This window comes from Pseudomonas sp. W2-17, from assembly GCF_041060445.1.
GTDB lineage: Bacteria > Pseudomonadota > Gammaproteobacteria > Pseudomonadales > Pseudomonadaceae > Aquipseudomonas.
Genome location: NZ_JAUFNS010000005.1, coordinates 79,878 through 106,301 on the forward strand (window position 1 = coordinate 79,878; position 26,424 = coordinate 106,301).

Genomic DNA, 26,424 nt, shown 5'->3' on the forward strand with positions numbered 1-26,424 from the left:
AGCTTCGCCCAAAACAGGTAGATGACGATGCTTTCGGACCTATGGAGTTTCACCCTCGATTTCTATGCTCGCCCAGGCGTTGAGCAGGCATGTCTCACCCTGCAGGCCAGTGGCGCCAATGTCTGCGCGCTGCTGTGCGGCGTCTGGATGGACCGGCGTGGTGTGCAGTTCGACTCAGAGCGGGCGCGACAAATCGGACAATTGGCCGACCCGTGGCACGAGAAGGTGGTGGGGCCATTGAGGGATGTTCGGACACGCTGGAAGGCCGACGCGGCAGAAGACGAAGAACTGAAGGCGTTACGTGACAGACTGAAAACCCTGGAGCTCGATGCCGAGCGTGAGCTGCTGGTGCGTCTGCAACGGCTGACCAAAGACTGGCCTGAGCGAGATGCCCAACCTACGAGTGTCTGGCTGGGAGCGCTGGCGGGAGGTGCTGCTCAAGCCAGCCCCGACGCGCTGCAGATTCTGCTTCGCGCCGGGACCGATATCGCTTAGGAAGCGCTGTTCGAGGTCGAATCAGCAGCTGGCGCGGCCGGAGCGGCTGGCGCAGGGGAGGCTGCCGGAGCAGCAGGCGCTGGCTTGGCTGCTGCAGAGACAGCAGGCTTGGCGGACGATTTTGCAGCAGGCTTGGCTGCGACTGGCTTGGCAGCGGCAGGTTTCGACGCTGCTGGCTTGGCAACCGGGCTCGCTTTCGCGACAGGTTTGGCGGCTACTTTGCTCGCGGCAGGCTTGGCAGCGGCACTGGCGGCCGGCTTTGCAGCAGGCGCTTTAGCCGGAGCGGGTTTGGCAGCGGCCTTTACGGCAGTCGGTTTGGCAGCGGTAGTCTTGGCGGCCGACTTCGCGGCAGCCGAAGTTTTAGCGACTGGCTTGCTTGCGGCGCTGACAGCAGGCTTGGCAGCAGGCGCCTTGCTCGCAGTTGGCTTGGCAGCGACGGTTTTCGCAGTCACTTTGGCAACGGTTTTTTCAGCGACGGCTTTAACTGCAGTTTTAGCGGCAGGCTTGGCCGGGGCCGCTTTGGTAGCAGGTTTTGCAGGTGTTTTTGCAGGAACAGGCTTGGCGGCAGGCTTGGCAGCCGCTTGCACCGGGGCTTTTGCAGCGCGATCGTTCAGCGCTTTGCCAACGGCTTCCTTCACGCGGCCAATGCCTTGGGCCAGCTTCAGGCTTTCCTGAGCATCACGCTTGAGGTTGAGGATATAACTGCGGGTTTCAGTCTGACGATCTTTCAACGCATCGAGCAACGACTCGAGCTCGGACACGCTGTCTTTGGCCTTGCCTTGCGCCTTGGCTTTACCGGCGGCAGCAGCGTCCTGCAATTTGGTGCGCGACTTGTGCAGTTTTTCCTGCGCCTTGCCACGTTGTTTCTCGAGTTTGGCGAGCAGTTTTTCAGCGTCAGCCAATGCTTGAGAGCAAGCGTCTTCGAGATGTTCGAGCAGGCTGCTCGAGAGCTGTTGGAGCAAATGCAACGGAGTGTTTACTGGCTTCTTGGTGGCCGACATGACTTACCTCCTGGCTGATTTGAGTGCGGCCATACTAGACCTCCGCCCGCACCGCCGCTAGGGCATCTTGACACTACAATCCCCGCTCTGTTGCAGGACGCCGAAAAACGCGGCAATACCCGTCACGCTCGGGCCTCAGCGCTGGCATAATCGCTCACTTCCCAGGCCGGAGAGCATTCATGTCGCGCTACCTGTTTATGTCGTTGTTCCTCTTGGTACCCCTTGCTCACGCGACCGATGCTCCGGCGTCCGACAACACCCACGATCTTTCCTATAGCCTCGGTGCGAGCCTGGGTGAGCGCCTGCGTCAGGAAGCACCCGACCTGCAGTTGCCCGCGCTGCTTGAAGGTCTGCAGTCGGCGTATCAAGGCAAGCCGCTGGCGATCAAGCAGGAACGCATGGAGCAGATCCTCAGCGACCACGACGCCGCCCTGGCCCAGGCTGAAAACTCCGGCCAGACCGAACCGCAGACTGAAGCGGCGTTGAAGGATGAGCGCAAGTTCATGGACGCCGAGAAGGCCAAACCGGGCGTTCGCCAGCTCGCGGACGGCATCCTGATGACCGAGCTGACGCCGGGCAACGGTGCCAAACCCGACATCAATGGCCGTGTGCAGGTGAAGTATGTAGGCCGTCTTCCTGATGGCACGATCTTCGATCAGAGCCAGCAGCCACAATGGTTCCGCCTGGACAGCGTCATCGCTGGCTGGACCACAGCCCTCGCCGACATGCCGGTGGGTGCCAAATGGCGGCTGGTCATCCCCTCGGCCCAAGCGTACGGCGCAGAAGGCGCAGGCGATCTGATCGATCCCTACACGCCGCTGGTGTTCGAAATCGAGCTGCTCGGGGTGTCGCAGTAACACTGGCAGTGGCTCAGGCTCGTCGGCGGCAGCCCTAAAAACAGACCATAAAAAAGGGTGCCCAAGGCACCCTTTTTTTACATCAGCGGTCTGCTCAGACCTCTGCCTCAACCTGTTCCTTGTGCGCGTTGTGCAGCACTTCGATCAGGCAGTCTTCCAGTTCAAAGCGCTCGTGCAGCAAGCCGCCCAATTCCTTGAATGTCTCAGTGACGCATTTGCCTTCGTCGCAGAGATCGTTGAAGGCCAGCAGCTTCTCGGTGATGACGTCGATTCGAGGATAGATCGTGTCAGCCAGCTCGAGGCCACGCTGATCGTTGAATGCCTTGGCCTCGCTGGTGAGTTGCTCGTAAATTTCGAAATGACCGGCCGACACGTAATCGACCAACGTGCCGCAGAAGTCCTGCAGGGGCACGCGCTTTTCAGAGAACGCTCCCGGCTCTGCACCGATGGCATCGTAAGCCTTGATCAGCTCGTTGCGCTCCAGCAACCAGCGGTCAATCAGCTTGTGAACCCCACCCCAGCGTTCCTGAGCGTTCTGACAACTTTCCAGCATGATGTTCTCTCTTCCCTTCAGGGGCATGCTGCTTCAAGCGCATTCCGGTTCGGTCCGAGATTGGTCGGTACCGGCCTGGACAAGCGTCGACAGCAGCATTGTTCCGATGATGCGTGCGGCCCAGATTATGCTCGCATGACTAGCCCATCAAGGTACGCAGGACACAAAGTTCATACAAGTGTTTAATCCGAACGCCCTGCATCTATTGATCTGAATCGCCGAAACTCGATAAAGAGGTAGTACAGCGCGAACAGGCAAAGCCCCGAAAATGCCAGCAGGCTCCACTCCGGCAAGCTGATGCCGAACAGCGACCAGTTGATCTCGGAGCACCCCGCACTTCCCGCCAACACCATCAGCATGACCTTCACGTAGGTTTGCGTTTCCAACAGGTAGTGAAGGTTTTCAATGCACGCCGCCATGTTGTCGGGCGGCGAAGCCTGCAACCAGACCTGACGTGCCGCGACGCTCGCCCCCAAAGCGGAAAACAGTAAAAGAAAGCCTGCGTAGACACGCCAGCCGAATTTGCCAGGCGCGTGCAGCGCGGCGAGCAGGCAAACACCCGCCGATAACGCCATAAGCACACGCTGGAGCAGACACATCGGGCATGGCGCCGCATCAACCACTGGGCCGAGATAAACCGTCGCTCCCACAATCGATGCGCAGGCCAGAAACGCCAGAGAGAACAAGGAGCGCGTACGAGCCAGCTGCATGGAAGATCCGTAACAAAAGACGAAGGCGGCTACGGTAGAGGAAAGCGCGAGTCGCTTTCAAGGCACCCAACGGAGGATATTTCTTTGTTGCTGTAGGTAAATCCCGACGCCGTGTTTAAGACGTTGTACCGGTAGCTTGAAGATCTTCTCAACAAGCCACACCAAGCACGGAAAGGTCCTACACAAATCAGCGAAGCAGACACTGAAAAGGCCCGCAACCGGGCCTCTTCGAGTTGATGCCTTGCCCCGGTCTAAGCGCGTGTCAGCGCTGGCAACGGACGTGCAAGCAAACGCTCATCCAGCAGACCCAGGCCTTCCTGAAACAGCTGATTGCTGCGATCAGTCTCGCCCAGCTGCGCGAGCAAGCGAGCCAGTTCGGCACACGCTTCCGGATTGCGCTGCAACCTCAAGCTCGACTCGAGATAATCACGCGCTTTACCCCACAGACTGCTTTGCAGGCACAGACGGCCCAGGGTCAACAGCAAGCCTGGGTCATCAGTATGATTTTTCAACCAACCTTCGGCGGTCTGAAGTTGTTTGGCAGGATCAGCGCCGCGCACCAGTCCATACAACCGTGCAAGGTGGGTGTTGTAGTCGCGTTTCATGGCCGTGCGCAAAACTTCTTCGGCCTGTACATCGACGCCCAGACGTCGCAGCTGTTCAGCGTAAGCCAATACCAGCGCAGGCTCTTGGCGCTGGGCCGAGGTCAATTGCTGCCAGGCGTTCTCCAGCGACGGGAGGCCCGTGGCTACGGTATCGCTGTCAGATTCACGATGGGCGGCCAACGAGAGATTCTCGCCCCACGCGCGGCTCTCAAGCTCAGCCAGCTCTTGCGCCGGGAGCACTTTGTCCTTGCGCAGCTCAGGCATCAGGCGAATCAACTCCGCCCACTCGCCGCGCTCGCGGTACAGGCGCTGCAACTGGCGCAACACCTGCGGGTTATGCGGATGGCGTTCCTGCATGGCCTGCAAGGTAACCAGCGCTCCGTCGAGATCGCTGCGGTCCACCTGCAATTGGGCGTGGCTCAGCGCAATGGCCAGTTCGGCGTGAGGCTGACGCTCCAGCGCGCGCTCAAGGAGATTGTCGCTTTCCTCATAACGGCCCTGCTCGTTCGCGGCCCGTGCCGCGCCGAGGTAGTAAAGCAGGGGCTGACGTTCCGCCTCGGCAGCGCGATGCAAGTTGCGTTGCGCGCTGGCCCAGCGCCCTTCGGCGAGGTCCAACTGGCCTTGCTCGATCGCGTTTTGCACACGACGGCTTCGGTTGCGACGCGACCAGGGATTGACCACCCCGCCGGAGGTCGTCAGCAGCGTAATCAGCACGCGCACCAGCCACAGAATAAACAGGACGGCGACCAGCAGCGCCAGTGCTGCCCAGATGCTCGATTCGTAGCGGAAAGTGTCGTAGGAAATCAGCACGTAACCCGCATGACGAGAGATCGCGACACCGATCAGCGCCGCGGCCACCACCAGCACGAAGAGGACGACGTAAGCGCGCTTCATGGCTGTTTCCCAGGCTGGGCCTCGTCAGTGCGTTTCTCCAGCGCACCGCCAACAGGCGTATGACGCTGCTCGAGATACGCCTGAACCGCAGCCAGACTTTGTGTCAAATCAGGGGTCGCCACGGAAACAGACTGTTTGCCCAACTCATCCAGACGCTGGCCGAGGGCTTTGCTCTGCTGGTTATCGCGATTGAAATTGTCGTCCAGGACGTTGCGCGCCTCAGCCATGGCTTTTTCGTAGACCGGGGCCTGGCCGTTGAGCGCTGCCCATTGCGCCTGCTCGATCGCCAGGCTCAGCGCCAGACGAACCTGCGTCAGGCTCTGGCCTGCCAGCAATGGACGAATATTCTTATCCGCATGGAAGTCGATTCGTACGAACTGGGAGATCTTGTCCCACCACTTGGCCCAATAGCTGTCCTCGCTGCCATCGGTCAAACCGAACAGCGAGTCGCCCTTGTCCTTGTATTCCGGCGCCAGCTCGTTCAATTGCGCGACTTGATCACGCACTGCCGCCAGTTGCAGAAACAGACCCGTACGATCCGGTTGATCGACGCTGCGCAGCGCAGTCAGGCTCTTGGCCAATTGCTCGCGGGCTGCAAATGCGCCGGGATCGTCCTGCTCGCGCAGGATCTCGTCGGCGCCCTGCACCAGCGCTGCAGCGCTGTTGATGTCTTGCAGCGCAGACAGCCTCAGGCTCGCCAGGCGCAGCAAATGCTCCGCCTCGGCGAGACGCCAATCCTTGCGGCTGGCGCCGAGTACGGTTTCTACGCGCTGGCTCAGGCGCTGCTGATCACCCTGCAACTGCGTGACGAGGCGGCGGCGATCTTCAAGCTCCTGGGCCGGAGGCAATTGCGCCAGACGCGCAGCGATCTGCTGCTCGCTCTGCTTGAGGGCCTGGGTCTGGGAACCGATGTCCTGCAACTGGCCCGACTGCTCCTGATGACCAGCCTGCATGGCGCGCAGTTGCCAAACGCTCCAGCCGCCAACGGCAACGCCCGCAGCGCCCAGCAACAGGGCCAGTATGGCGAGCCCGTTGCTGCTCCGGCGAGTCGACGGTTCTTTGTACGCCGGCTCCGGCAGCGGCTCGGATTTGGCCAGTACCGGTTCAACGTCATCTTTTGGCAAGACTGTTTCGCTCACGTGTCCATCCTTTGCATTTTGGGCGTCGCGTAATCCGACTGATCGAGCATTACGCCTGTGAGGCAGGCGCGGTGTATCCGCGCAATGCTGCCAGCAAGGCCGGGGCGCTGGCGCCACGGCAGTCCACTACAGTAAGAGCTCCGGCAGCACGCGCCATTTCGGCGACCCGCGGGCTCGGTACAAACAAAGGCATCTGCGCAAGCGTAGGCCAGGCGTCGCCCGCCAACTCATGCAGATGCTCGAAACCCTGTCCACTGCTGACCACCAGCCCATTCAAGCGTTCCGCTTTTACCGTATCCGGCAACGCGAAAGCCGGGTATTGCGGCAGGTGGCGACGATACAGCGGCAGGTAATCGACCACCACACCGCGCTCGTGCAACCGCTCGGCGAGCAGCTCGCGGCCGTCTTCGCCGCGCATGATCAGCACTTTGGGGTCATAGCCCGAGAGGGCTTGTTGAAACTGCGGCAGGTCGAGCAATGCTTCGCTGTCATCGCCGTGCTCGGGGAAGAACACAGGCAGGCCATAGTCATCGAGAATTTGCGCGGTGGCAGCACCTACGGTGAACCACTTCTGCATCGGCGGCTGCGGCCAGACTTCATCGAGCATCGCCAGGCCCAGCCGCGCGGCCGGCTTGCTGACGACGATGACGGCGCAGTACGCCGCAAGGTCATAGATGATCGAACGGTTCGCTTCTGAAACCGGCAATGGCTCGATCTCCAGCAACGGCAGGCTGGCGCTGTACACGCCAACCTCAGCCAGGGTCTGCGCAAGGGCCTGGGATTCTTCAGCAGGACGCGTGAGCAGCAAACGCCAGGCCTTCACTCGTCGCCTGCCTCGCCGTACACCGCTTTGAGAATCTTCGCCGCACCTTGAGCCAGCAGCGCTTCGGCCACTTGTACGCCCAACGTTTGAGCGTCCACTTGGGGCGCACGCGCTTCGGCGTGGAGCAGCACTGTGCCGGAAGGATCGCCTACCAGACCGCGCAACCACAGTTGTTCGCCTTCCAGCACGGCGTAGCAGGCAATCGGCACCTGGCACCCACCGTTGAGGTGCTTGTTGAGCGCGCGCTCAGCGGTGACCCGCACGGCCGTGTCGTCATGGTGCAGCGGGGCCAGCAAGGCATGAAGTTCGATGTCGACGCTGCGGCATTCAATGCCCACTGCGCCCTGCCCGCCAGCCGGCAAGCTGTGGTCGATGCTGATGGGGGCGGTGATGCGGTCTTCGAAACCCAAACGGATCAGGCCGGCCGCGGCAAGGATGATCGCGTCGTACTCACCCGCGTCCAGCTTGGCGAGGCGCGTGTTGACGTTGCCACGCAGAAACCGGATTTGCAGGTCAGGCCGGCGCGCCAGCAACTGAGCCTGACGACGCAGACTCGATGTCCCCACCACGGCGCCGGCGGGCAATTCATCGAGACTGGCGTAGGTGTTGGAGACGAAGGCATCACGGGGGTCTTCGCGCTCGCAGATGCAGAACAAGCCAAGCCCCTGAGGGAAGTCCATCGGCACGTCTTTCATCGAGTGGACGGCGATGTCGGCTGTGTGCTCCAGCAGGGCTGTTTCCAGCTCCTTGACGAACAGCCCCTTGCCACCGATTTTCGACAGCGGCGAATCCAACAGCTTGTCGCCGCGACTGACCATCGGCACCAGCGTCACGATCAGACCGGGATGCGCCTGCTCCAGACGCGCCTTGACGTACTCGGCTTGCCAGAGGGCCAGGGCGCTTTTGCGGGTGGCGATGCGGATTTCGCGAGAAGACATGAACCGGTCCGTACTGAGTGAATGCGGCGAATAATAACAGCTCGGCCGGATCGGGCCGAATGACTGTATTCAATCGTGGCGCATCATGATCTCAATCAACCTGCGCACGCCATGCGACGGCGTGTCGCCCGCATCGCATCGCACCGCATCGCACTCGCGGCACTCGCTTACAACTGCTGCATCATCTTGCGCACACCGGCCACGTGCCGGCGGCTGACGATCAGCGCATCACCGTTGAGCCCCTTGAGGAACAACTGGAAATGGCCCAGCGGCGTGCGCTGCAGGCGTTCAATGCGTTCCCGGGCGACCAGCGCGTTGCGGTGAATACGCACGAAACGGTCGCCGAATTCGTCTTCCAGGGCTTTGAGCGGTTCATCCAGCAGCACTTCGCCGCCTTCATGGCGCAGGGTCACGTACTTGTGATCGGCGATGAAATAGATCACCTCGGCCAGCGGAATCAGCTCAATGCCCTTTCGGGTACGCGCGCTGATGTGACTGCGCGGGCCAGTGCCGCTTTCGGCAGCAGGTCGGGTCATCGCCGCCAGTTGCACACGATTCGGCCGCTCGGCCTTGCGCAACGCCTCAAGCAGATGCTCGGGACGAACCGGTTTGACCAGGTAACCCACGGCGCTGACCTGAAAGGCCTCCAGCGCAAATTCATCGTGGGCGGTGCAAAACACGACGGCAGGCGGGGTGTCGCGCTCGCACAGTTTAGCCGCGACCTGAAGTCCATCCAGGCCCGGCATGCGGATATCCAGCAACACCACGTCGGGTTTCAAATTTTCAATCAGTTGCAATGCTTCTTCGCCATTGGTGGCGCTGGGTTCAAGAACCTTGTAACCCTCGAGCTCACTTACCATACGGCTCAGGCGGTCTCGGGCTAGGGGTTCGTCATCAACGATCAGGACATTCATATTGCTCTGGCTTCCTGCGTGAGTCTCGCACAAGGATAGCGTAGACAGGTGAAGTGACGACCGTCTCGGCGCTCCACGCTCAGACTGGCGAGAGGGCCGAAAAGTGCCGTGAGTCGAGCGCCTATGTTTGCCAAGGCCTGCTGAGTGCCGCCTGGATTTTGCTGTAAGACGACCTCATCGTAAGGATTACTGACGCGCAATATAAATACTCCCCGTTCGTAGTCCGCCTCAACTCTGACCACGCCGCCTTCAACACGGGGCGCGATGCCGTAAATCAACGCGTTTTCCAATAATGGCTGCAAGGTTAGCTGGGGAATTGGCAAGTCGTGGGGAATTGCACTAACGGCCCAGTCCAACTGTAGACGCTCGCCAAGTCGATATTGCTCAATCGATAAATAGCGTTTCGCCAAATCAAGTTCTTCACGCCATGTCGTCAGGCTGCCGGGCTTGCCCAGACTGGCCCGAAACAGGTCGGACAGATCAAGCACTGCCTGCTCCGCCTTGACCGGATCGCTGGTGACCAGACTGGCGATGCTGTTGAGCGTGTTGAACAGAAAGTGCGGGCGGATACGTGCCTGCAGGGACTCGATTCTGGCCTGGAGTTCGGCCTGCTGCTGCTTGCGCCACTGACTCTGCAGGTAAAAGTAGCGCAGCATCAGTGCGGACATGATCAACGCGATCAAGGCATAGCGCAGGTACCGCTCGACGACGCCATCGAACGAGGTCGGGGAATTCACCTGGTAGTAGTCAGTCACGGCTGTGCACATCAGCGTCACCGCCACCACCAGCAGACAACCGATGCAGCCAGCCACCCCGGCACGCAGGCGCGCCAGCCAGGGGCGCAAGCCACACAGCAGCGCAGCAGACAGGAGCACGATCCACTGCACGAAAAGAGAAATCAGCGCCAACCGCACCCAGTCGAAATCCGGCTGCATGGGTTCGATGAGCACGAGCACAAAGACCAGCAACTCCGCCAGCACGACCAGCATCAGCAACGCCTGAGGCAGGCACAGTTCCGGGAGGAAAAACTCTTTGCCGGGCGCACTGCTCTGCCCCGGTTGTTTGCGCTCGTTCTGCATGGCCGCCAGTCTCTTCGCTCATAGCGTTGCGGGCAAGCCGCCGGGGATAAATAAACGGCAATGCTGTTATCATCGCCCGCGTCTTTAGAATCGGCCGGCGCCGGTTTTTCATCAGTTTCAGCCACCAGCAAAGCAGCGAGCGAATCATGAGCACCGACAAGACCAACCAGTCCTGGGGCGGCCGCTTCAGTGAACCCGTCGACGCCTTCGTCGCACGTTTCACCGCCTCCGTTACCTTCGATCAGCGTCTTTATCGCCACGACATCATGGGCTCCGTCGCCCACGCCACGATGCTGGCCAAGGTCGGTGTGCTGACCGACGCCGAGCGCGACACCATCATCGACGGGCTGAAGAGCATTCAGGGCGAGATCGAGGCCGGCACGTTCGACTGGCGCGTGGACCTCGAAGACGTGCACATGAACATCGAAGCGCGCCTGACCGATCGCATCGGCGTCACCGGTAAAAAGCTGCACACCGGTCGTAGCCGCAACGATCAGGTCGCCACCGACATCCGCCTGTGGCTGCGTGACGAGATCGACCTGATTCTGGCTGAGATCACTCGCCTGCAAGAAGGCCTGCTGGGGCTGGCCGAGCGCGAAGCCGACACCATCATGCCCGGCTTCACTCACCTGCAGACCGCGCAACCCGTGACCTTCGGCCACCACATGCTGGCATGGTTCGAAATGCTCAGCCGCGATTACGAGCGCCTGGTCGATTGCCGCAAGCGCACCAACCGCATGCCCCTGGGCAGCGCCGCGCTGGCCGGCACCACCTACCCGATCGACCGCGAGCTGACCCGCCAGCTGCTGGGCTTCGAAGCCGTCGGCGGCAACTCGCTGGACAGCGTCTCCGATCGCGACTTCGCCATTGAATTCTGCTCCGCCGCGAGCATCGCGATGATGCACCTGTCGCGTTTCTCCGAAGAGCTGGTGCTGTGGACCAGCGCGCAATTCCAGTTCATCGACCTGCCTGATCGCTTCTGCACCGGCAGTTCGATCATGCCGCAAAAGAAAAACCCTGATGTCCCTGAGCTGGTCCGCGGCAAAAGCGGCCGCGTGTTCGGCGCCTTGATGGGCCTGTTGACCTTGATGAAGGGCCAGCCGCTGGCCTACAACAAGGACAATCAGGAAGACAAGGAACCGCTGTTCGACGCCGCCGACACCCTGCGTGATTCGCTGCGGGCCTTCGCTGACATGATCCCTGCGATCAAGCCCAAGCACGCCATCATGCGCGAAGCCGCGCTGCGCGGTTTCTCTACCGCCACCGACCTTGCCGATTACCTGGTGCGTCGTGGCCTGCCATTCCGTGATTGCCACGAGATCGTCGGTCACGCGGTGAAGCACGGCGTTGAGACTGGCAAAGACCTGGCCGAGATGACGCTGGACGAACTGCGTCAGTTCAGTGACCAGATCGAACAGGATGTCTTCGAGGTGCTGACGCTCGAAGGGTCGGTCAACGCGCGTAATCATATCGGCGGCACGGCACCGGAGCAGGTCAAGGCCGCGGTTGTGCGCGGCCAGCATCTGCTCGCCACCCGCTAAACGCATCAGAGGGGTCGCCCGTTGCGGGCGATTCCATTCAATTGGCAGGACATCGAGAACGACATGAGCGACAACATCGAAAACGACGAAGAAGAGTTCGCTGAAGCGACGCTGATTGAAGCCATCGAAAATCAGATCGAGAGCGACAACCCGCCAGCGGCCAAAGCCACCTACAACAAGCTGACACTGGTGGGCATCGAGCGTGAAGAGATTCTGCAGATGATGGCCCACATTCTGGCGCTGGAGATCGACGGGATCCTGGCCGAAGATCGCCCGTTCAATACCGTCTGGTACGAAGCGGCCCTGCGTGCACTGCCCGACATGCCACCCGGCGTGCGACTGGCGGAAGGCGAGTAAAACCCGCCACACATGCCGGTCGCTCAACTGACCTGACGACCGGCCAGATACTTCCTGCAAAATCCCCAGACCTGACTACACTCCAACAGCCTCGCTGCCGTATAGCGACGGGGCCGTCACGCCTGCGATTCTGATCGCGGTGTATCCACTGGAAAAAGTCTGGAGCACCTATGTCGTTTACCCCTGAATTGGTTGCCGAGCTGGAAATCTTGTCGCTGTTCAATCTGAGCAACACCAAAGAGGGTCTGAAGGTCCACCACCACTCTGCGGCCCCCACGGCCATCGCTGCTGCCCAACGACTTTTCGACAAAGGCCTTACCACGCAACACGACGGAGGCTATTTGACCAGCCTGGGGCTGGATGCCGCTGACCACGCCCAATCGCTGCTGATTATTCTTGCTACCAGCCAGGAAGCTGCCTGATTTCGTCCCTCGCGAAACCTTTGCCTGGACGCATCAAATAAAGGTTTCGCGAATCCTCCATTTCGACGATGCTGCGCCGATAAAATAATGGCGCCATAAAAAAGACCCGTGATCGAGCCGTACAGGCCTGACGTCCAGCTGTCTTTATTATCGCTATACCCCCACCTCAAGCAGTGCCGCCCGCCGGCTTCGAGTCGCGATGACGCGTAGTTCCGAAATTCGCCCGGATCTGGATGAGGGCATTGATCGCAAGGTCCTCGGTCAGTTACGCAGCCGTTTTCTGGCCCTGAGCCAGAGTCGCCTGGCGCGTGCGTACGAAGGCCTGTCGACCCGTCAGCAAAGCGTGCTCGCGCTGCTCCCACTGTTTTTCCACGTTAATCATCCGTTGCTGCCAGGTTACGTGTCGGGCTCAACCCCCGCTGGCGTGTCCCATTACGAGCCAGACGCCCAGGCCCTCGCTGAAGCGCAACGCCTGACGCGGTCGTTCTCCTACAAACCACGCCGGGTGAATCCGCCACAGCCAATTCACGGCATCTTCCTGATGGGCAGCCTTGGCACCCTCGCCCAGGCCGACCAGAGCGACATGGACGTGTGGATCTGCCACGACCCGCTGCTGTCGGCCGACGAAATCCAGGAGTTGCGCAGGAAGTGCCAGTCCCTCGAAAGTTGGGCAGCCAGCATGGGCGCCGAGGCGCACTTCTTTCTCGTTGATCCGGAGCGTTTTGTCGTCGGCGAACGCGACGCGCAACTGAGTGGCGAAGACTGCGGCACGACGCAGCACTATTTGCTGCTCGACGAGTTTTATCGCACTGCCATCTGGCTCGCCGGGCGCACCCCGATGTGGTGGCTGGTGCCGGTTTATGAAGAAGCGCGTTATGCCGAATGCACCCACACCCTGCTGTCGAAGCGCTTTATTCGCGCCGACGAGGTGCTGGACCTCGGCAACATGTCGCATATCCCGCCGGGGGAATTCATCGGCGCCGGGCTCTGGCAGCTGTTCAAAGGCATCGAGTCCCCCTATAAATCGGTGCTCAAGCTACTGTTGACCGAGGTTTATGCCAGCGAGCACCCCCATGTGCAGTGCTTGAGCATGCGCTTCAAGAAAGCCGTATTCGCCAACCGCGCAGACCTCGACGAACTGGACCCGTACGTGATGGTGTACCGGCGCATCGAGGAATACCTGTTGGCGCGGGGTGAGCCCGAGCGACTGGAACTGGTACGCCGCAGTTTGTACCTAAAAGTGAACAAGAAACTCACGGGCTCCACCCGTCACCGCAGTAACGGCTGGCAACGGCTGCTGCTGGAGCGGCTGGTCAATGAGTGGAACTGGGACGAGCGCCAGCTGGCGTTGCTCGACAGCCGCAGCCAATGGAAAGTGCGTCAAGTCGCCAGCGAGCGCCGCGCACTGGTCGGCGAGCTCAACTACAGTTACCGCTTCCTGACCCAGTTCGCTCGCGCGCAAAAAGCGGTCAATTCGATCACCAAGCGCGACATGAATGTGCTCGGGCGTCGTCTGTATGCAGCCTTCGAACGCAAAGCCGGCAAAGTGGAATTTCTCAACCCGGGCATTGCGCCGGATCTGGCCGAGGACACGCTGACGCTGGCGCAGCTGCCAAACAAGCGCGAGCCCGGCAGGTATCAGTGGTGCCTCTACAACGGCAGCCTGAGTGCCCACGAGCTGGAGACGTTTGCGCCCATCAAGCGTAGCCGCGAGCTGCTGGAACTGCTCACGTGGTGCCATCGCAACAACGTCATCGACAGCAGCACGCGCCTGGCGCTCCACCCTGGCATCAGCGATCTGACCGAATTTGAACTGTTCAATCTACAAGGCGCGTTGCAGCAGAGCATTGCGCTGCCGCTCGCCATGGTCGATGAAGACGTACTGCTGAGCCCGAGCGTGCCCCGCGAGATTCTGCTGTTGGTCAACGTCGGTGTCGACCCGCTCCGGCACCACAAAGACCTGAACATCCTGATGACGACCGAGCGAACCGACTCGCTGAGCTACGCCGGCGTCCGCGAAAATCTGGTGCTGACCTTCGACCAGATCACCCTCAACAGCTGGAATGAGGTGTTGGTCAATCGCTTCGACGGCCCCCATGCGCTGCTGGACTGCCTGACAGAATTGCTAAACGGCCTGCCGGAAAAGTCCGCCAGGCCTGTCATCCGCGTGCACTGTTTCTGCCACAACCGTGCGCAGGCTATCGCTCAGCGCGTGGAAGAGCTCATCGGTACTGCGCAACTGCTGCTGGACCGGCGCCTGAATCATCGCTATCTCATTCAGGTCGAGCAGCGTTACCACGTTCTGGAAATGATCCCCGGCCAGGTTAGCCACGTCACGCTCGAAGACGTGCCGGCGCTCTTCAGCTATCTGGGAGAAGAGCTTTCCGCGTACAGCCCGCTTCATCTGGACCCGCAGGCACTGGACGACTCGGACCTGTCGCTGTTCATCCCGTACGGTCAGCCCGAGTGCATTCAGGTGTTTTACCGGATCAATGAACCCAATGCCGATCTGTACGTGCTCGATGAGCGCAATGCGTTATGGCATCAGCAGGTGCCTTATCACAGTGAGCCCAGCCTGCTGGTTCCGCTGCAGCGCTTTTTTCAATCGTTGACGTACCGGCGCGTGACGTTGCTGCCGCTGGATAACCCGTTGGAATCAACGTCGCTGGAGGCTTTGTATTACCGCATAACCCCCGATGGATCAGGGCGGGCCCGCCGCGTTGAGCATCGGCCGAGCCCGGCCATGCTCATCGACAAATCGTTTTTTGACGTGCAGGCGATTATCGAGGAAGCATCCCCCGGCCAGGTCAGCGTGACGCTGTATTGCGACGGGATGGAGTTTTCCGAGCTGGAGTTTGGCGATCAGCTGTTCAGTGTCGTGGCGCGGCGGATCCTCGACCAGCGCCGCGAGACGCAACGTTATCGCTGCTACATCACCGACCTGGACCTGTCCGGGATACTGGGGGACACGCGCGGGCAGACTATTCTGTTCCTTCGCTACAAAGCCCAGCTGGAACAGTCATTGAATGCCGCGATGGATGAGGCGTGATCTACACGTGATCGGAAGTCGCACTGCGACGCAAATCTGCCTGCCGCACGATCTCCCGTCGGCGCTCATCGGTCGCCGCCCGCCACTCGCGGATGTCTTCGACGTGGCGCTGGCAGCCCGTGCAGACTTTGTCCTCGTCGAGCCGGCAGATGCTGATGCAGGGCGACGGCACAGCCGGGCTGACGTTGCTGAACAGGGGCTTTGGCGGTTTGACCGGGGTTGCGCTAACGGTCACTGGCGGTTGCCATCGCTGCCGTCGAGGGCGTCGAAGTCGATTTCTTCGCCGGCCTGCTCCTTCGCCAGACGATAGAGCATCTCGCTCAACAGCTCTTCGCTCTTGTCGCAGATCCAGTGCTTCGCCTCTTCGTCGTAATCAAAGTGAAAACCACCCGAAGCGGCCGCCAGCCACAGCTGACGCAAAGGCTCCTGACGGCTGAAAATGAACTGCGAGCCGTTTTCGAACTTCACGGTCAGCACACCGGCCGAACTCTCAAGGTCCAGATCCAGACCGCTCTCGTCGAAGATGTCCTGGAGCTTTTCCTGGGTGGCATCGACCAGATCGTGAAAACGGGCTTCGGTCAAACTCATTGCATGAACCTCAAAAGTGTCAGCGGACGGCGCAGCGACGCACGATACGGTCGCTCAACGGCAAATGCAAAGCCTACCCGCCCAAGTGCAAATGTGGGACCGGCTTTGGCCGGGACGGCATCGAACGTCACACTGCACCACAGACTGCGTCAGAAATCCGCGCGTGCTGCGCCGTCTAATTGCGCGTCGGCGTCAAACCCCCGCCGGACGGGAACTCCAGCGCATAGGCAATCTGTCGGGTGGTCGGTATACTCGGGCGCAATTAATGCTTATACAAAGGATTTCGCCATGAAGCGCCTGATTTCCTCCCTGGCCGCGCTGCTTGCAGTTGCGTGTCTGGTCTCTGCCTGCGGTCAGAAAGGTCCACTGTATCTGCCCGACGACGACTCGTCCGCCGACGGCACCAGCCAGACCAAATCGCACTCGCACAAGCATCAGACTTCGACCTACTAGGAATCAGTCATGGACGCCTTCAACTACCGCGACGGCGAGCTGTTCGCGGAAGGAGTGGCGTTGTCTGCCATCGCCGAACGCTTCGGCACGCCGACATACGTCTATTCCCGCGCGCACATCGAGGCGCAGTACCGCGCCTACGCCGATGCCCTGAGCGGCATGCCGCATCTGGTCTGCTTTGCGGTCAAAGCCAACTCGAACCTGGGCGTTCTCAATGTCCTGGCACGCTTGGGCGCCGGTTTCGACATCGTCTCCCGGGGCGAACTGGAGCGCGTGCTGGCGGCGGGCGGTCAGGCTGAAAAAATCGTTTTCTCCGGCGTCGGCAAGACCCGCGATGACATGCGCCGAGCGCTGGAAGTCGGCGTGCATTGCTTTAACGTCGAGTCCACTGACGAACTCGAACGCCTGCAAGTCGTCGCCGCCGAAATGGGCGTGCGTGCTCCGGTTTCGTTGCGCGTCAACCCGGACGTCGACGCTGGCACTCACCCTTATATCTCCACCGGCCTCAAGGAAAACAAATTCGGCATCGCCATCGCGGACGCCGAAGACGTTTACATCCGCGCCGCGCAGCTGCCGAATCTCGACGTCATCGGCGTCGACTGCCACATCGGCTCTCAACTGACCACCCTTTCGCCTTTCGTTGATGCGCTGGATCGCCTGCTCGATCTGGTCGACCGCCTGGGCGATTGCGGCATTCTGCTGAAGCATATCGATCTGGGCGGCGGTCTGGGCGTGCGTTATCGCGACGAAGAGCCGCCCCTCGCAGGCGACTACATCAAGGCCGTGCGTGAACGCCTCGATGGCCGCGATCTGGCGCTGATGTTCGAGCCCGGCCGCTTCATCGTCGCCAATGCCGGCGTGCTACTGACCCGCGTCGAGTACCTCAAGCACACCGAGCACAAAGACTTCGCCATCGTCGACGCCGCCATGAACGATCTGATTCGTCCAGCCCTGTATCAGGCGTGGATGGACGTGACGGCCGTCAAACCGCGCGACGGCGCCAAGCGCACCTATGACATCGTCGGCCCGATCTGCGAAACCGGGGATTTCCTGGCCAAGGAGCGTGAACTCGCGCTGGCTGAAGGCGATCTGCTGGCGGTGCATTCGGCGGGCGCCTATGGCTTCGTGATGAGCTCCAACTACAACACCCGCGGACGTACGGCCGAGGTGCTTGTGGATGGCGAGCAAGCCTTCGAAGTGCGTCGCCGTGAAACCGTGACTGAGCTGTTTGCCGGCGAAAGCCTGCTGCCGGAGTAATCCCATGCTGCTGCGTTTTACCAAGATGCATGGCCTGGGCAATGATTTCATGGTGCTGGACCTTGTGAGCCAACACGCGCACATTTTGCCCAAGCACGCCAAGCAATGGGGCGACCGCCACACGGGCATCGGTTTCGATCAGCTGCTGCTGGTGGAGGCGCCGAACAATCCGGACGTGGATTTTCGCTACCGGATTTTCAATTCCGACGGTTCCGAGGTCGAGCAGTGCGGCAATGGCGCGCGCTGCTTCGCCCGTTTCGTGCTGGACAAGCGGCTGACGGCCAAGAAGCAGATTCGCGTCGAGACCAAGGGCGGCATCATCGAGCTGGCCATCCGCAACGACGGCCAGATCAGCGTTGATATGGGCGCGCCGCGTCTGGTGCCGGCGGACATCCCGTTTGATGCGCCGGAACAGGCCGCCAGTTATTCGCTCGATGTCGATGGCGAGACTGTCGAGCTTGCCGCCGTTTCCATGGGCAACCCCCATGCCGTGCTGCGCGTCTACGACATCAACAATGCGCCCGTGCATGTGCTTGGGCCGAAGATTGAAAACCATCCGCGCTTTCCGGCTCGGGTGAACGTGGGCTTTCTCCATGTCGTCGACCGTCAGCGCGCGCAACTGCGGGTGTGGGAGCGTGGCGCCGGGGAAACCCAGGCCTGTGGCACCGGTGCCTGCGCGGCAGCGGTTGCGGCCATTACTCAGGGCTGGATGGATTCCCCGATGCTGATCGACCTGCCGGGCGGACGCCTGTCCATCGAGTGGGCAGGCCCCGGCCATTCAGTGGTAATGACTGGCCCGGCTGTCCGGGTTTACGAAGGCCAAGTACGTCTATGAGTGAGAGTATCCAATGACCGACCAGCCTCAGACCTCAAACGACACGCCCGGCCAGCCCCCTGCCGAGACCGCAGTGCCTGCCCTTGAAGCCGAGGCAGTCGCGGCCTGGCTGCAACAACACCCTGATTTCTTCGCCGAGCACGACGAGTTGCTGGCGATGATGCGCGTCCCCCATCAGCGGGGCGATACCGTCTCGCTGGTCGAGCGCCAGCTCAAATTGCTGCGCGAACGCAACATCGAGATGCGTCACCGACTTTCTCAACTGATGGACGTGGCCCGGGACAACGACCGGCTGTTCGAAAAAACCCGCCGGCTGATTCTTGATCTGATGGACGCGACCAGCCTGGAAGAGATCGTCATTTGCGTGGAAGACAGCCTGCGCCAGGAATTTCAGGTGCCCTTCGTCAGCCTTATCCTGTTCAGCGACAACCCGATGACCGTCGGCCGCTGGGTCAGCGCCGCCGATGCGCAGAAAGCCATCGGCGGGCTGATGTCCGGCGGCAAGACCCTGTGTGGCGCGCTGCGTGAGCATGAACTCGAGTTTCTGTTCGGCAGCGAGCAAAGCAAGGAAGTGGGCTCAACCGCCCTGGCCGCCCTCAGCCACCAAGGCCTGCACGGCGTTCTGGCCATCGGCAGCCGTGATCCGCAGCATTACAAAAGCTCGGTCGGGACGCTGTTTCTCAGTTACATCGCCGACGTGCTCAGCCGCCTGCTGCCACGCTTCACCAACTCGCTGCGTTCGGTTCGCTAGTCATGGAGCGGCAACTGGACGCTTACTGCACGCACCTGCGCAGTGAGCGCCAAGTGTCGAGCCATACGCTTGAAGCCTATCGTCGCGACCTGAACAAGGTCCTGGCGTTCTGCGAAAAGCAGCACATCGACAGCTGGAAAGCGCTGGATATTCAGGCCATGCGCGGCCTTGTCGCTCGCCTTCACCAGCAGGGTCAATCCTCGCGCAGCCTGGCCAGACTGCTGTCAGCCGTTCGCGGCTTTTATCACTACCTCAACCGCGAAGGCCTTTGCGATCACGATCCGGCCAATGGCCTGTCACCGCCCAAGGGCGAGCGTCGCTTGCCGAAAACCCTGGATGCCGACCGCGCCCTGCAACTGCTTGAAGGCGCCGTCGAGGACGATTTTCTGGCCCGGCGTGATCAGGCGATTCTCGAACTGTTCTACTCGTCAGGCCTGCGCCTGTCCGAGCTGACCGGGTTGAACTGCGACGACCTGGATCTGGCGGACGGTCTTGTGCAGGTCCTCGGCAAAGGCAGCAAATCCCGCGTTCTACCCGTCGGCAGAAAGGCCCGGGAAGCGCTGGAGGAATGGCTCAAGCAACGAGCACTGGCCAATCCCCAAGACGATGCCGTGTTTGTCAGCCAGCAAGGCCGCCGTCTGGGGCCGCGCTCGATCCAGCTACGGGTCAAGGCTGCCGGCGAACGTGAGTTGGGCCAGAACCTGCACCCGCACATGCTTCGCCATTCATTCGCCAGTCACTTGCTGGAGTCGTCCCAGGACCTGCGGGCCGTGCAGGAACTGCTGGGTCACGCCGACATTGCCACCACTCAGATCTACACCCATCTGGATTTCCAGCATCTGGCCACGGTGTACGACAGTGCCCATCCACGGGCCAAGCGCAAAGGTAACGCCGACAATGAGCATTAAGCTGATCACCCTCGACCTGGACGACACACTGTGGGAAACCGCACCAGCGATTGTCAGCGCTGAAGCCAAGCTGCGCGAGTGGCTGGCTGCCAACGCGCCAAAACTCGGGCCGGTCCCGGTCGAGCATCTGTGGGAAATCCGCTCGCGACTCATCGAAGCGGATCCGACGTTCAAGCACCGGATCAGTGCGCTGCGCCGCAAGGTGCTGTTTCATGCGCTGGAGGATGCGGGGTATGGTCACGCCGAAGCCCATGAGCTGGCGGACCAGAGCTTCGAAGTGTTCCTTCAGGGGCGGCACCAGCTGGACATCTTCCCTGAAGTGGTGCCGACGCTGGAAATCCTGACCAAGTCTTACACGCTGGGTGTCGTGACCAACGGCAATGCCGACGTCCGCCGTCTGGGCCTGGCCGATTATTTCGCCTTCGCGCTATGCGCCGAGGACCTGGGCATTGGCAAACCGGACCCTGCGCCCTTCGTCGAGGCGCTGAAACGCGGCAATGCCGATGCCAGTCAGGCCGTGCATGTCGGCGATCACCCGGGTGACGACATCGCCGGCGCCCAACAAGCCGGCCTGCGGGCGATCTGGTACAACCCCGGCGGCAAGGTCTGGGAGGCTGAAAGAGCGCCGGATGCCGTAATCAACAGCCTGACGCAATTGCCCGAGGTGCTGACGCGCTGGGCTTGATCTGCGCTTCGCGCTGCGTGAATGCCGGCCTGTGCGTCGGCGACTCGAATCGCAGGCAATAAAAAACCCGCAGCGACAGCGGGTTTTTCATCAAGCGCGCAGCAGGTCCCTTAGATGGGACGGCTGCCGTACTTGTTATCAGGCTTCTTGGGCGGATCGGCGACCACGTTGGCCTCCACTTCCACGACCTTGCCACCACGAGCGAGGAATTCTTCCATCGCGCGAGCCAGAGCATCACGCTCTTTGTTCTTGGCTTCCACGCTCGGCAATTCGTCAACCGAGACGGCGGCCTTGGCCTTGCCTTTGGCCGGAGTCGCAGAGACTTCAGCGCTGTCGTCGACTTCCACTACATCTTCATCGGACGCCGCTGCAAGCCCCTCACCGTCCTCCCCTTCTTCCAGATCGTCTTCCAGACCTTCTTCGATGTCGTCGTCGCTCATGTTCTACCTCATGACTTGCGAAAGCAGATTAGTTATAGCCCAGCCGGGCTTGATTTCTTGGACAGCCGGAAACAATTCAACTACCGCGTACTTTCAGCGGTCGTGCCCCTCACCCTGAAGCGTGACGAGGACTTTACGGGCACCGCCTGCATCGCGGTGCTCGCCCAGATAAATACCTTGCCATGTACCCAACGCCAGCCGTCCATCTGAAACCGGCAATGTCAGCTGGCAGCCAAGCAGACTGGCTTTGAAGTGCGCAGGCAGATCATCGGGCCCTTCGTCGTCATGCTCGTAGCCGTCGCGCCCCTGAGGCACCAGACGGTTGAAGAAACGCTCGAAATCGCGACGTACCGCCGGGTCGGCGTTCTCGTTGACGGTCAACGAGGCCGAGGTGTGTTGCAACCAGATATGCAGCAGGCCGATGCGGCATTCGCGTAATTCGCGAAGGCCTGCGACGATCTCGTCAGTCACCAGATGGAAACCACGAGGCCTTGCCCGCAGCGTGATCAAGGTCTGTTGCCACATACCGTTCTCCGCCCTTCGGCGCGCATTCTAACGCGCTGGAAAAAAAAACAAAGTGCGTAATGAGCGACGATTTTCCCGAGCGCTGAACAAGGGCATTTATGCCCTCTCAAGCGTTCAGAATCGTCAGGTTTGGCCGAACATTGCGGCGGAGGTTCCTGGCTGGAACGCCTGTCCCCTGTCCGGACATCCCTATCGACAAACGCCAGACAAAAAAATGCCCGGAGATCCGGGCATTTTTTCGTAAGTAGATTACAAGTTGTAGCCACGTTCGTTGTGTTGCGCCAGATCCAGGCCGACCGCTTCTTCTTCTTCGGTGACACGCAGGCCCATGACCATGTCGAGCACCTTGAGAATGATGAAGGTCACGATCGCGGTGTAGATGACCGTGAAGCCTACGCCTTTGCACTGAATCCAGACTTGTGCCGCGATGTCGGTCACAGTGCCGAAGCCGCCCAGCGAAGGTGCCGCGAACACGCCGGTCAGGATCGCGCCGAGGATACCGCCGATACCGTGAACGCCGAAGGCATCCAGGGAGTCGTCGTAGCCCAGCTTGCGTTTCAGGCTGGTGGCGCAGAAGAAGCAGACCACGCCTGCCGCCAGACCGATGATCAGGCCGCCCATTGGGCCGACAGTACCGGCGGCTGGAGTCACCGCAACCAGACCGGCAACCACACCCGAGGCGATGCCCAGAGCGCTTGGCTTACCGTGAGTCAGCCATTCGGCGAACATCCAGCCCAGCGCTGCAGCAGCGGTAGCGATCTGGGTGACCAGCATTGCCATACCCGCGGTGCCGTTGGCCGCAGCCGCGGAACCTGCGTTGAAACCGAACCAGCCCACCCAGAGCATGGCCGCGCCTACCAGGGTGTAACCCAGATTGTGCGGCGCCATCGGAGTGGTCGGGAAACCTTTACGCTTGCCGAGTACCAGACACGCTACCAGGCCAGCCACACCGGCGTTGATGTGAACAACGGTGCCGCCCGCGAAGTCGAGAACGCCCCAGTCCCACAACAGACCACCGACGCCGCTCCAGACCATGTGCGCAATCGGCGCATAAACCAGGGTGAACCAGATCCCCATGAAGATCAGCATCGCGGAGAACTTCATGCGTTCTGCGAAGGCGCCGACGATCAGGGCCGGGGTGATGATGGCGAAGGTCATCTGGAAGGTCACGAAGACGGCTTCCGGGAACAGTGCCGCAGGACCTGTGATGCTCGCTGGGGTGATGCCTGCCAGGAACGCCTTCGAAAGACCGCCGACGAAGGAGTTGAAGTTGACGACGTTGGCTTCCATCCCGGTGGTGTCGAACGCCATGCTGTAGCCGTAGACGACCCACAGGATGCTGATCAGGCCGGTAATGGCGAAGCACTGCATCATCACGGAAAGAATGTTTTTCGAGCGGACCATGCCGCCGTAGAACAGCGCCAGACCGGGGATGGTCATGAACAGCACCAGCGCGGTGGAGGTCAGCATCCAGGCGGTGTCGCCGGAATTGAGTACGGGGGCTGCCACTTCGTCTGCCGCCATGGCCAAGCAAGGGGTTACGAGGGACAACAGGGCTCCTAGCCCTGCGAATTGACGCAGAGTCATATTGTTTTCTCCTGGGGCGTTGGGGTTTGGCGGCTTAGATTGCGTCGGTATCGGTTTCGCCGGTACGGATGCGGATGGCCTGTTCCAGATTGACCACGAAGATCTTGCCGTCACCGATCTTGCCGGTGTTGGCCGCTTTGGTTATCGCTTCGATAACGCGGTCCAGATCCTTGTCGTCGATCGCAACATCGATCTTCACCTTGGGGAGGAAGTCGACTACATACTCCGCACCGCGATACAGCTCGGTGTGGCCTTTCTGACGTCCGAAGCCTTTGACTTCAGTGACCGTGATGCCCTGCACGCCGATTTCGGACAGCGACTCGCGTACGTCGTCCAGCTTGAACGGCTTGATGATGGCAGTGACTAGCTTCATGAAACTTTCTCCCGAATTGGTGGACTTGCCCCAGGAAAACAAACCCGACTCAAGTCTAAGCGCAGTGTCTGGCTTTGTAACGCGTCGTGTCCTTAACAGACCTGACCAACTCCAGAAAACCGCTTCTGACGAAACATTCCCCGCTCCGCCTGCCGCACTGCATTCGTCACAGCGACTGCATCAGTGCATGGGTTACAAGCCACTAAGCAGAAAGCTTGCCATCTCATGGATCAGCATGAATTTCGGCCCTTTGACTGTTAATTCACGTCTTAGCGTAGTCGTCGGTTGCCATCGCCGCACAACAACGGTGCGCACGTGCCCGAGGCCATGCGCGAAAAGCGTGCAGCGCATCGCGTTCGGTAGGAGGTCAAAAGCTGCGTGCTACACTCGCGCCCTCTGATTCTGGAGTTTCATCATGCTCGCCCCCAAAGCCTTTCTCGACGCCCTGAGCGGCCACGCTTCCCGCCTGTTCAACGGCGAAACGCCGGTTCCCCGCAGCGAATTCGAAACCCAGTTCAAAGCGCTGCTGCAGAGCGGCTTCAGCAAGCTGGACCTGGTCAGCCGGGAAGAATTCGACAGCCAGATGATCGTCCTCGCCCGCACCCGCGCCCGACTTGAGGCACTGGAAGCGAAGATGGCGGAGATGGAAGCGCAATTGGCCACGCAGCCGAAAGCGTCAGGGGATGAGCCACAGGATTGAGCGTTGGATGCTGATGTTGCTCAGGCGCAGTGCGCAATGCGCTGAACCTGGGCCTTGATGGCCTCCACCGTGGCCATCGACTTATCCTCCCGTGCCCCTGCCCTTCGATACACACCCCGAAAAACATGCCCCTGCCCACGCGCCGTGGCCAATGACTATCCTTCAGCTCGCCGCAGGAAGCGGTGCTGCCTTCAAGGAAAGCCATGTCCCTCGCGATCGTTCTGAGCCGTGCCCAAGTTGGCGTTGAAGCCCCTGCCGTGACCGTCGAAACCCATCTCGCTAACGGGCTGCCCAGCCTGACGCTGGTGGGTCTGCCGGAGGGCGCGGTCAAGGAGAGCAAGGATCGGGTGCGCAGTGCGATCCTCAACTGTCGGCTGGAATTTCCCGCGCGCCGGATCACGCTGAATCTCGCCCCTGCCGATTTGCCCAAGGACGGCGGACGCTTCGATCTTGCTATCGCGCTCGGCTTGCTGGCCGCCAGCGCGCAGGTACCGACCCTTGCACTGGAGGGCATTGAGTGTCTGGGGGAGCTGGCGTTATCGGGTGCGATTCGGCCCGTGCAGGGCGTGCTCCCGGCGGCACTTGCTGCGCGGGAGGCGGGCCACACGCTGATCGTGCCGGCGGTGAATGCCGAGGAAGCGTGTCTGGCGTCAGGCCTGAAGGTGATCGCGGTCAGTCATCTGCTGGAGCTGGTGTCCCACCTGAATGGGCACACGGTCATCGCGCCCTATAAATCGAACGGCCTGATTCTGCAGACACAGCCTTATCCTGATTTGAGTGAGGTGCAGGGCCAGACCGCGGCCAAACGCGCACTGCTGGTGGCCGCCGCCGGCGCGCATAACCTGCTTTTCAGCGGCCCACCCGGAACCGGCAAAACGCTGCTCGCGAGCCGTTTGCCAGGGCTGTTGCCACCACTGGATGAACTCGAAGCGCTGGAGGTGGCGGCGATTCAATCGGTTGCCAGTCACGCCCCGCTGACCAGTTGGCCCCAGCGTCCTTTCCGCCAGCCTCATCACTCGGCGTCGGGTCCTGCGCTGGTCGGGGGTGGCAATCGCCCGCAACCCGGAGAAATCACCCTCGCCCACCACGGTGTGCTGTTTCTGGACGAACTTCCGGAATTTGATCGGCGTGTGCTGGAGGTGCTGCGCGAACCCCTCGAATCGGGCCACATCGTCATTTCCCGCGCGCGGGATCGGGTGCGCTTTCCGGCGCGCTTTCAACTGGTCGCGGCGATGAACCCCTGCCCGTGCGGTTATCACGGCGAGCCAACCGGGCGCTGCCGCTGCTCGACTGGTCAGATTCAGCGTTACCGCAACAAGCTGTCCGGCCCGCTGCTCGACCGGATTGACCTGCACCTGACCGTTGCTCGAGAAACGACTTCCTTGGCCGCCACTCCAGACAGCAAGGGTGAAAGCGCCAGCGCAGCGGAGGTGGTATCCGATGCACGCCAGCGTCAACAACGACGCCAAGGTTGCGCTAACGCGTTTCTAGATCTGCCCGCGCTGCGCCAACACTGCGCGCTGCTGCCGGAAGACGAAGCCTGGCTTGAGAACGCGTGTGAACGCCTCAATCTTTCGCTACGCGCCGCCCACCGCCTGCTGAAAGTCGCGCGCACGCTCGCTGATCTGGAGAAGGTGGACGCCATCGCGCGATGCCACATCGCCGAGGCTTTGCAGTATCGGCCTTCGACGAATTGAAAGCGCATACACCATGCCACGGCGGGAGATAACCCTTCGTTCAGCACCGCAATGTCGCGCAGAATATACAACACCTGTGGGAGTGAGCTTGCTCACGAAGGCGGCATCTTAACCGCTGAATATTTGGCGGATGTTCTTGCCTCTTCGCGAGCAAGCTCGCTCCCACAACGCGTGTATTGCCAGATACATCTGCGGTGGTGCTTGATGAGATTGGGCTTGCTCACACCTACACTGGTTGGCTCTGGCGA

General features: G+C 60.9%; 29 protein-coding genes. 14 read left to right on the forward strand and 15 right to left on the reverse strand.

The window, feature by feature from the left end; genetic code table 11:
* The first annotated feature begins 27 nt into the window (after positions 1-27).
* Complete coding sequence (locus QWI20_RS07800; RefSeq protein WP_369304963.1) at positions 28-495, forward strand: TIGR02444 family protein; 468 nt, start codon at positions 28-30, stop codon at positions 493-495.
* On the opposite strand, the gene QWI20_RS07805 is transcribed toward QWI20_RS07800, so the two are convergent.
* Positions 492-1,496, reverse strand: coding sequence for an AlgP family protein (locus QWI20_RS07805; RefSeq protein ID WP_369304964.1), 1,005 nt, complete (start codon positions 1,494-1,496; stop codon positions 492-494). The two genes, QWI20_RS07800 and QWI20_RS07805, sit on opposite strands and share 4 nt — an antisense overlap.
* 179 nt (positions 1,497-1,675) lie before the next feature.
* On the opposite strand from QWI20_RS07805, the gene QWI20_RS07810 reads away from it, so the two are divergent.
* Complete coding sequence (locus tag QWI20_RS07810) at positions 1,676-2,353, forward strand: FKBP-type peptidyl-prolyl cis-trans isomerase (protein ID WP_192171390.1); 678 nt, start codon at positions 1,676-1,678, stop codon at positions 2,351-2,353.
* A 94-nt stretch (positions 2,354-2,447) separates the two neighbouring features.
* Here QWI20_RS07810 and rsd read toward each other — a convergent pair whose 3' ends face one another.
* From rsd to QWI20_RS07850, 8 genes are all read right to left on the reverse strand, one after another.
* The gene (rsd, locus tag QWI20_RS07815; RefSeq protein ID WP_369304966.1) at positions 2,448-2,906 is read right to left on the reverse strand and encodes a sigma D regulator; all 459 of its coding nucleotides are present in this window, start codon (positions 2,904-2,906) and stop codon (positions 2,448-2,450) included.
* A gap of 182 nt (positions 2,907-3,088) precedes the next feature.
* The gene (locus QWI20_RS07820) at positions 3,089-3,616 is read right to left on the reverse strand and encodes a disulfide bond formation protein B (RefSeq protein WP_369304967.1); all 528 of its coding nucleotides are present in this window, start codon (positions 3,614-3,616) and stop codon (positions 3,089-3,091) included.
* A gap of 251 nt (positions 3,617-3,867) precedes the next feature.
* Positions 3,868-5,115 carry a heme biosynthesis protein HemY gene (locus tag QWI20_RS07825; protein WP_369304968.1) on the reverse strand — a complete coding sequence of 416 codons (1,248 nt, stop codon included), beginning with the start codon at positions 5,113-5,115 and terminating at the stop codon, positions 3,868-3,870.
* On the reverse strand, positions 5,112-6,254 hold the full coding sequence (locus tag QWI20_RS07830) for a uroporphyrinogen-III C-methyltransferase (RefSeq protein ID WP_369304969.1): 1,143 nt from the start codon (positions 6,252-6,254) through the stop codon (positions 5,112-5,114). The genes QWI20_RS07825 and QWI20_RS07830 overlap by 4 nt, the downstream gene beginning before the upstream one ends.
* Positions 6,255-6,303: 49 nt before the next feature.
* On the reverse strand, positions 6,304-7,077 hold the full coding sequence (locus QWI20_RS07835) for a uroporphyrinogen-III synthase (RefSeq protein WP_369304970.1): 774 nt from the start codon (positions 7,075-7,077) through the stop codon (positions 6,304-6,306).
* Positions 7,074-8,015 (reverse strand): hydroxymethylbilane synthase, encoded by a 942-nt coding sequence (hemC, locus tag QWI20_RS07840; RefSeq protein WP_369304971.1) that lies wholly within the window; start codon positions 8,013-8,015, stop codon positions 7,074-7,076. Before hemC ends, QWI20_RS07835 begins: the two co-directional genes overlap by 4 nt.
* Positions 8,016-8,182: 167 nt before the next feature.
* A complete protein-coding gene (locus QWI20_RS07845; protein ID WP_074892681.1) occupies positions 8,183-8,929 on the reverse strand; it encodes a LytTR family DNA-binding domain-containing protein in 747 nt (248 codons plus the stop codon).
* Positions 8,926-10,008, reverse strand: a complete 1,083-nt coding sequence (locus QWI20_RS07850; RefSeq protein WP_369304972.1) for a sensor histidine kinase — start codon at positions 10,006-10,008, stop codon at positions 8,926-8,928. The genes QWI20_RS07845 and QWI20_RS07850 overlap by 4 nt, the downstream gene beginning before the upstream one ends.
* A gap of 146 nt (positions 10,009-10,154) precedes the next feature.
* Between QWI20_RS07850 and argH the strand changes: the two genes are divergently transcribed.
* The 4 genes from argH (at position 10,155) to QWI20_RS07870 (ending at position 15,377) form a co-directional block, all read left to right on the forward strand.
* A complete protein-coding gene (argH, locus tag QWI20_RS07855; protein ID WP_369304973.1) occupies positions 10,155-11,549 on the forward strand; it encodes an argininosuccinate lyase in 1,395 nt (464 codons plus the stop codon).
* 63 nt (positions 11,550-11,612) lie between these two features.
* Entirely contained in the window at positions 11,613-11,906 is a 294-nt protein-coding gene (locus tag QWI20_RS07860; RefSeq protein ID WP_369304974.1) for a hypothetical protein, read from the forward strand.
* A gap of 170 nt (positions 11,907-12,076) precedes the next feature.
* The gene (locus tag QWI20_RS07865) at positions 12,077-12,328 is read left to right on the forward strand and encodes a TIGR02647 family protein (protein WP_074892677.1); all 252 of its coding nucleotides are present in this window, start codon (positions 12,077-12,079) and stop codon (positions 12,326-12,328) included.
* Between the two features lie 199 nt (positions 12,329-12,527).
* Positions 12,528-15,377 carry a class I adenylate cyclase gene (locus tag QWI20_RS07870; RefSeq protein WP_369304975.1) on the forward strand — a complete coding sequence of 950 codons (2,850 nt, stop codon included), beginning with the start codon at positions 12,528-12,530 and terminating at the stop codon, positions 15,375-15,377.
* 1 nt (position 15,378) lies between these two features.
* Here QWI20_RS07870 and QWI20_RS07875 read toward each other — a convergent pair whose 3' ends face one another.
* Positions 15,379-15,612 carry a DUF1289 domain-containing protein gene (locus tag QWI20_RS07875; RefSeq protein WP_282365883.1) on the reverse strand — a complete coding sequence of 78 codons (234 nt, stop codon included), beginning with the start codon at positions 15,610-15,612 and terminating at the stop codon, positions 15,379-15,381.
* Entirely contained in the window at positions 15,609-15,965 is a 357-nt protein-coding gene (cyaY, locus tag QWI20_RS07880; protein WP_133773794.1) for an iron donor protein CyaY, read from the reverse strand. Before cyaY ends, QWI20_RS07875 begins: the two co-directional genes overlap by 4 nt.
* 288 nt (positions 15,966-16,253) lie before the next feature.
* Between cyaY and QWI20_RS07885 the strand changes: the two genes are divergently transcribed.
* The 6 genes from QWI20_RS07885 to QWI20_RS07910 are packed head-to-tail and all read left to right on the forward strand — an operon-like array spanning position 16,254 to position 20,854.
* On the forward strand, positions 16,254-16,418 hold the full coding sequence (locus tag QWI20_RS07885) for a lipoprotein (RefSeq protein ID WP_192171403.1): 165 nt from the start codon (positions 16,254-16,256) through the stop codon (positions 16,416-16,418).
* A gap of 9 nt (positions 16,419-16,427) precedes the next feature.
* A complete protein-coding gene (gene lysA / locus QWI20_RS07890) occupies positions 16,428-17,675 on the forward strand; it encodes a diaminopimelate decarboxylase (RefSeq protein ID WP_369304976.1) in 1,248 nt (415 codons plus the stop codon).
* Positions 17,676-17,679: 4 nt separating this feature from the next.
* Positions 17,680-18,510, forward strand: coding sequence for a diaminopimelate epimerase (gene dapF / locus QWI20_RS07895; protein ID WP_369304977.1), 831 nt, complete (start codon positions 17,680-17,682; stop codon positions 18,508-18,510).
* A gap of 13 nt (positions 18,511-18,523) precedes the next feature.
* Complete coding sequence (locus tag QWI20_RS07900) at positions 18,524-19,261, forward strand: DUF484 family protein (protein WP_192171406.1); 738 nt, start codon at positions 18,524-18,526, stop codon at positions 19,259-19,261.
* A 2-nt stretch (positions 19,262-19,263) separates the two neighbouring features.
* Complete coding sequence (xerC, locus tag QWI20_RS07905; protein ID WP_369304979.1) at positions 19,264-20,169, forward strand: tyrosine recombinase XerC; 906 nt, start codon at positions 19,264-19,266, stop codon at positions 20,167-20,169.
* Positions 20,159-20,854 (forward strand): HAD family hydrolase, encoded by a 696-nt coding sequence (locus tag QWI20_RS07910; RefSeq protein WP_369304980.1) that lies wholly within the window; start codon positions 20,159-20,161, stop codon positions 20,852-20,854. Before xerC ends, QWI20_RS07910 begins: the two co-directional genes overlap by 11 nt.
* Positions 20,855-20,964: 110 nt before the next feature.
* Here QWI20_RS07910 and QWI20_RS07915 read toward each other — a convergent pair whose 3' ends face one another.
* The 4 genes from QWI20_RS07915 to glnK all read right to left on the reverse strand — a co-directional run bounded on the left by QWI20_RS07915 (position 20,965) and on the right by glnK (position 23,779).
* A complete protein-coding gene (locus QWI20_RS07915; RefSeq protein WP_192171409.1) occupies positions 20,965-21,294 on the reverse strand; it encodes a hypothetical protein in 330 nt (109 codons plus the stop codon).
* Between the two features lie 93 nt (positions 21,295-21,387).
* A complete protein-coding gene (locus QWI20_RS07920) occupies positions 21,388-21,819 on the reverse strand; it encodes a secondary thiamine-phosphate synthase enzyme YjbQ (protein WP_369304981.1) in 432 nt (143 codons plus the stop codon).
* Between the two features lie 249 nt (positions 21,820-22,068).
* Complete coding sequence (locus tag QWI20_RS07925; protein WP_369304983.1) at positions 22,069-23,406, reverse strand: ammonium transporter; 1,338 nt, start codon at positions 23,404-23,406, stop codon at positions 22,069-22,071.
* A 34-nt stretch (positions 23,407-23,440) separates the two neighbouring features.
* On the reverse strand, positions 23,441-23,779 hold the full coding sequence (gene glnK / locus QWI20_RS07930) for a P-II family nitrogen regulator (RefSeq protein WP_002555808.1): 339 nt from the start codon (positions 23,777-23,779) through the stop codon (positions 23,441-23,443).
* 415 nt (positions 23,780-24,194) lie between these two features.
* Between glnK and QWI20_RS07935 the strand changes: the two genes are divergently transcribed.
* The gene (locus QWI20_RS07935; RefSeq protein WP_369304984.1) at positions 24,195-24,479 is read left to right on the forward strand and encodes an accessory factor UbiK family protein; all 285 of its coding nucleotides are present in this window, start codon (positions 24,195-24,197) and stop codon (positions 24,477-24,479) included.
* 203 nt (positions 24,480-24,682) lie between these two features.
* Positions 24,683-26,176, forward strand: a complete 1,494-nt coding sequence (locus QWI20_RS07940) for a YifB family Mg chelatase-like AAA ATPase (protein ID WP_369304986.1) — start codon at positions 24,683-24,685, stop codon at positions 26,174-26,176.
* The last annotated feature ends 248 nt before the right edge of the window (positions 26,177-26,424 follow it).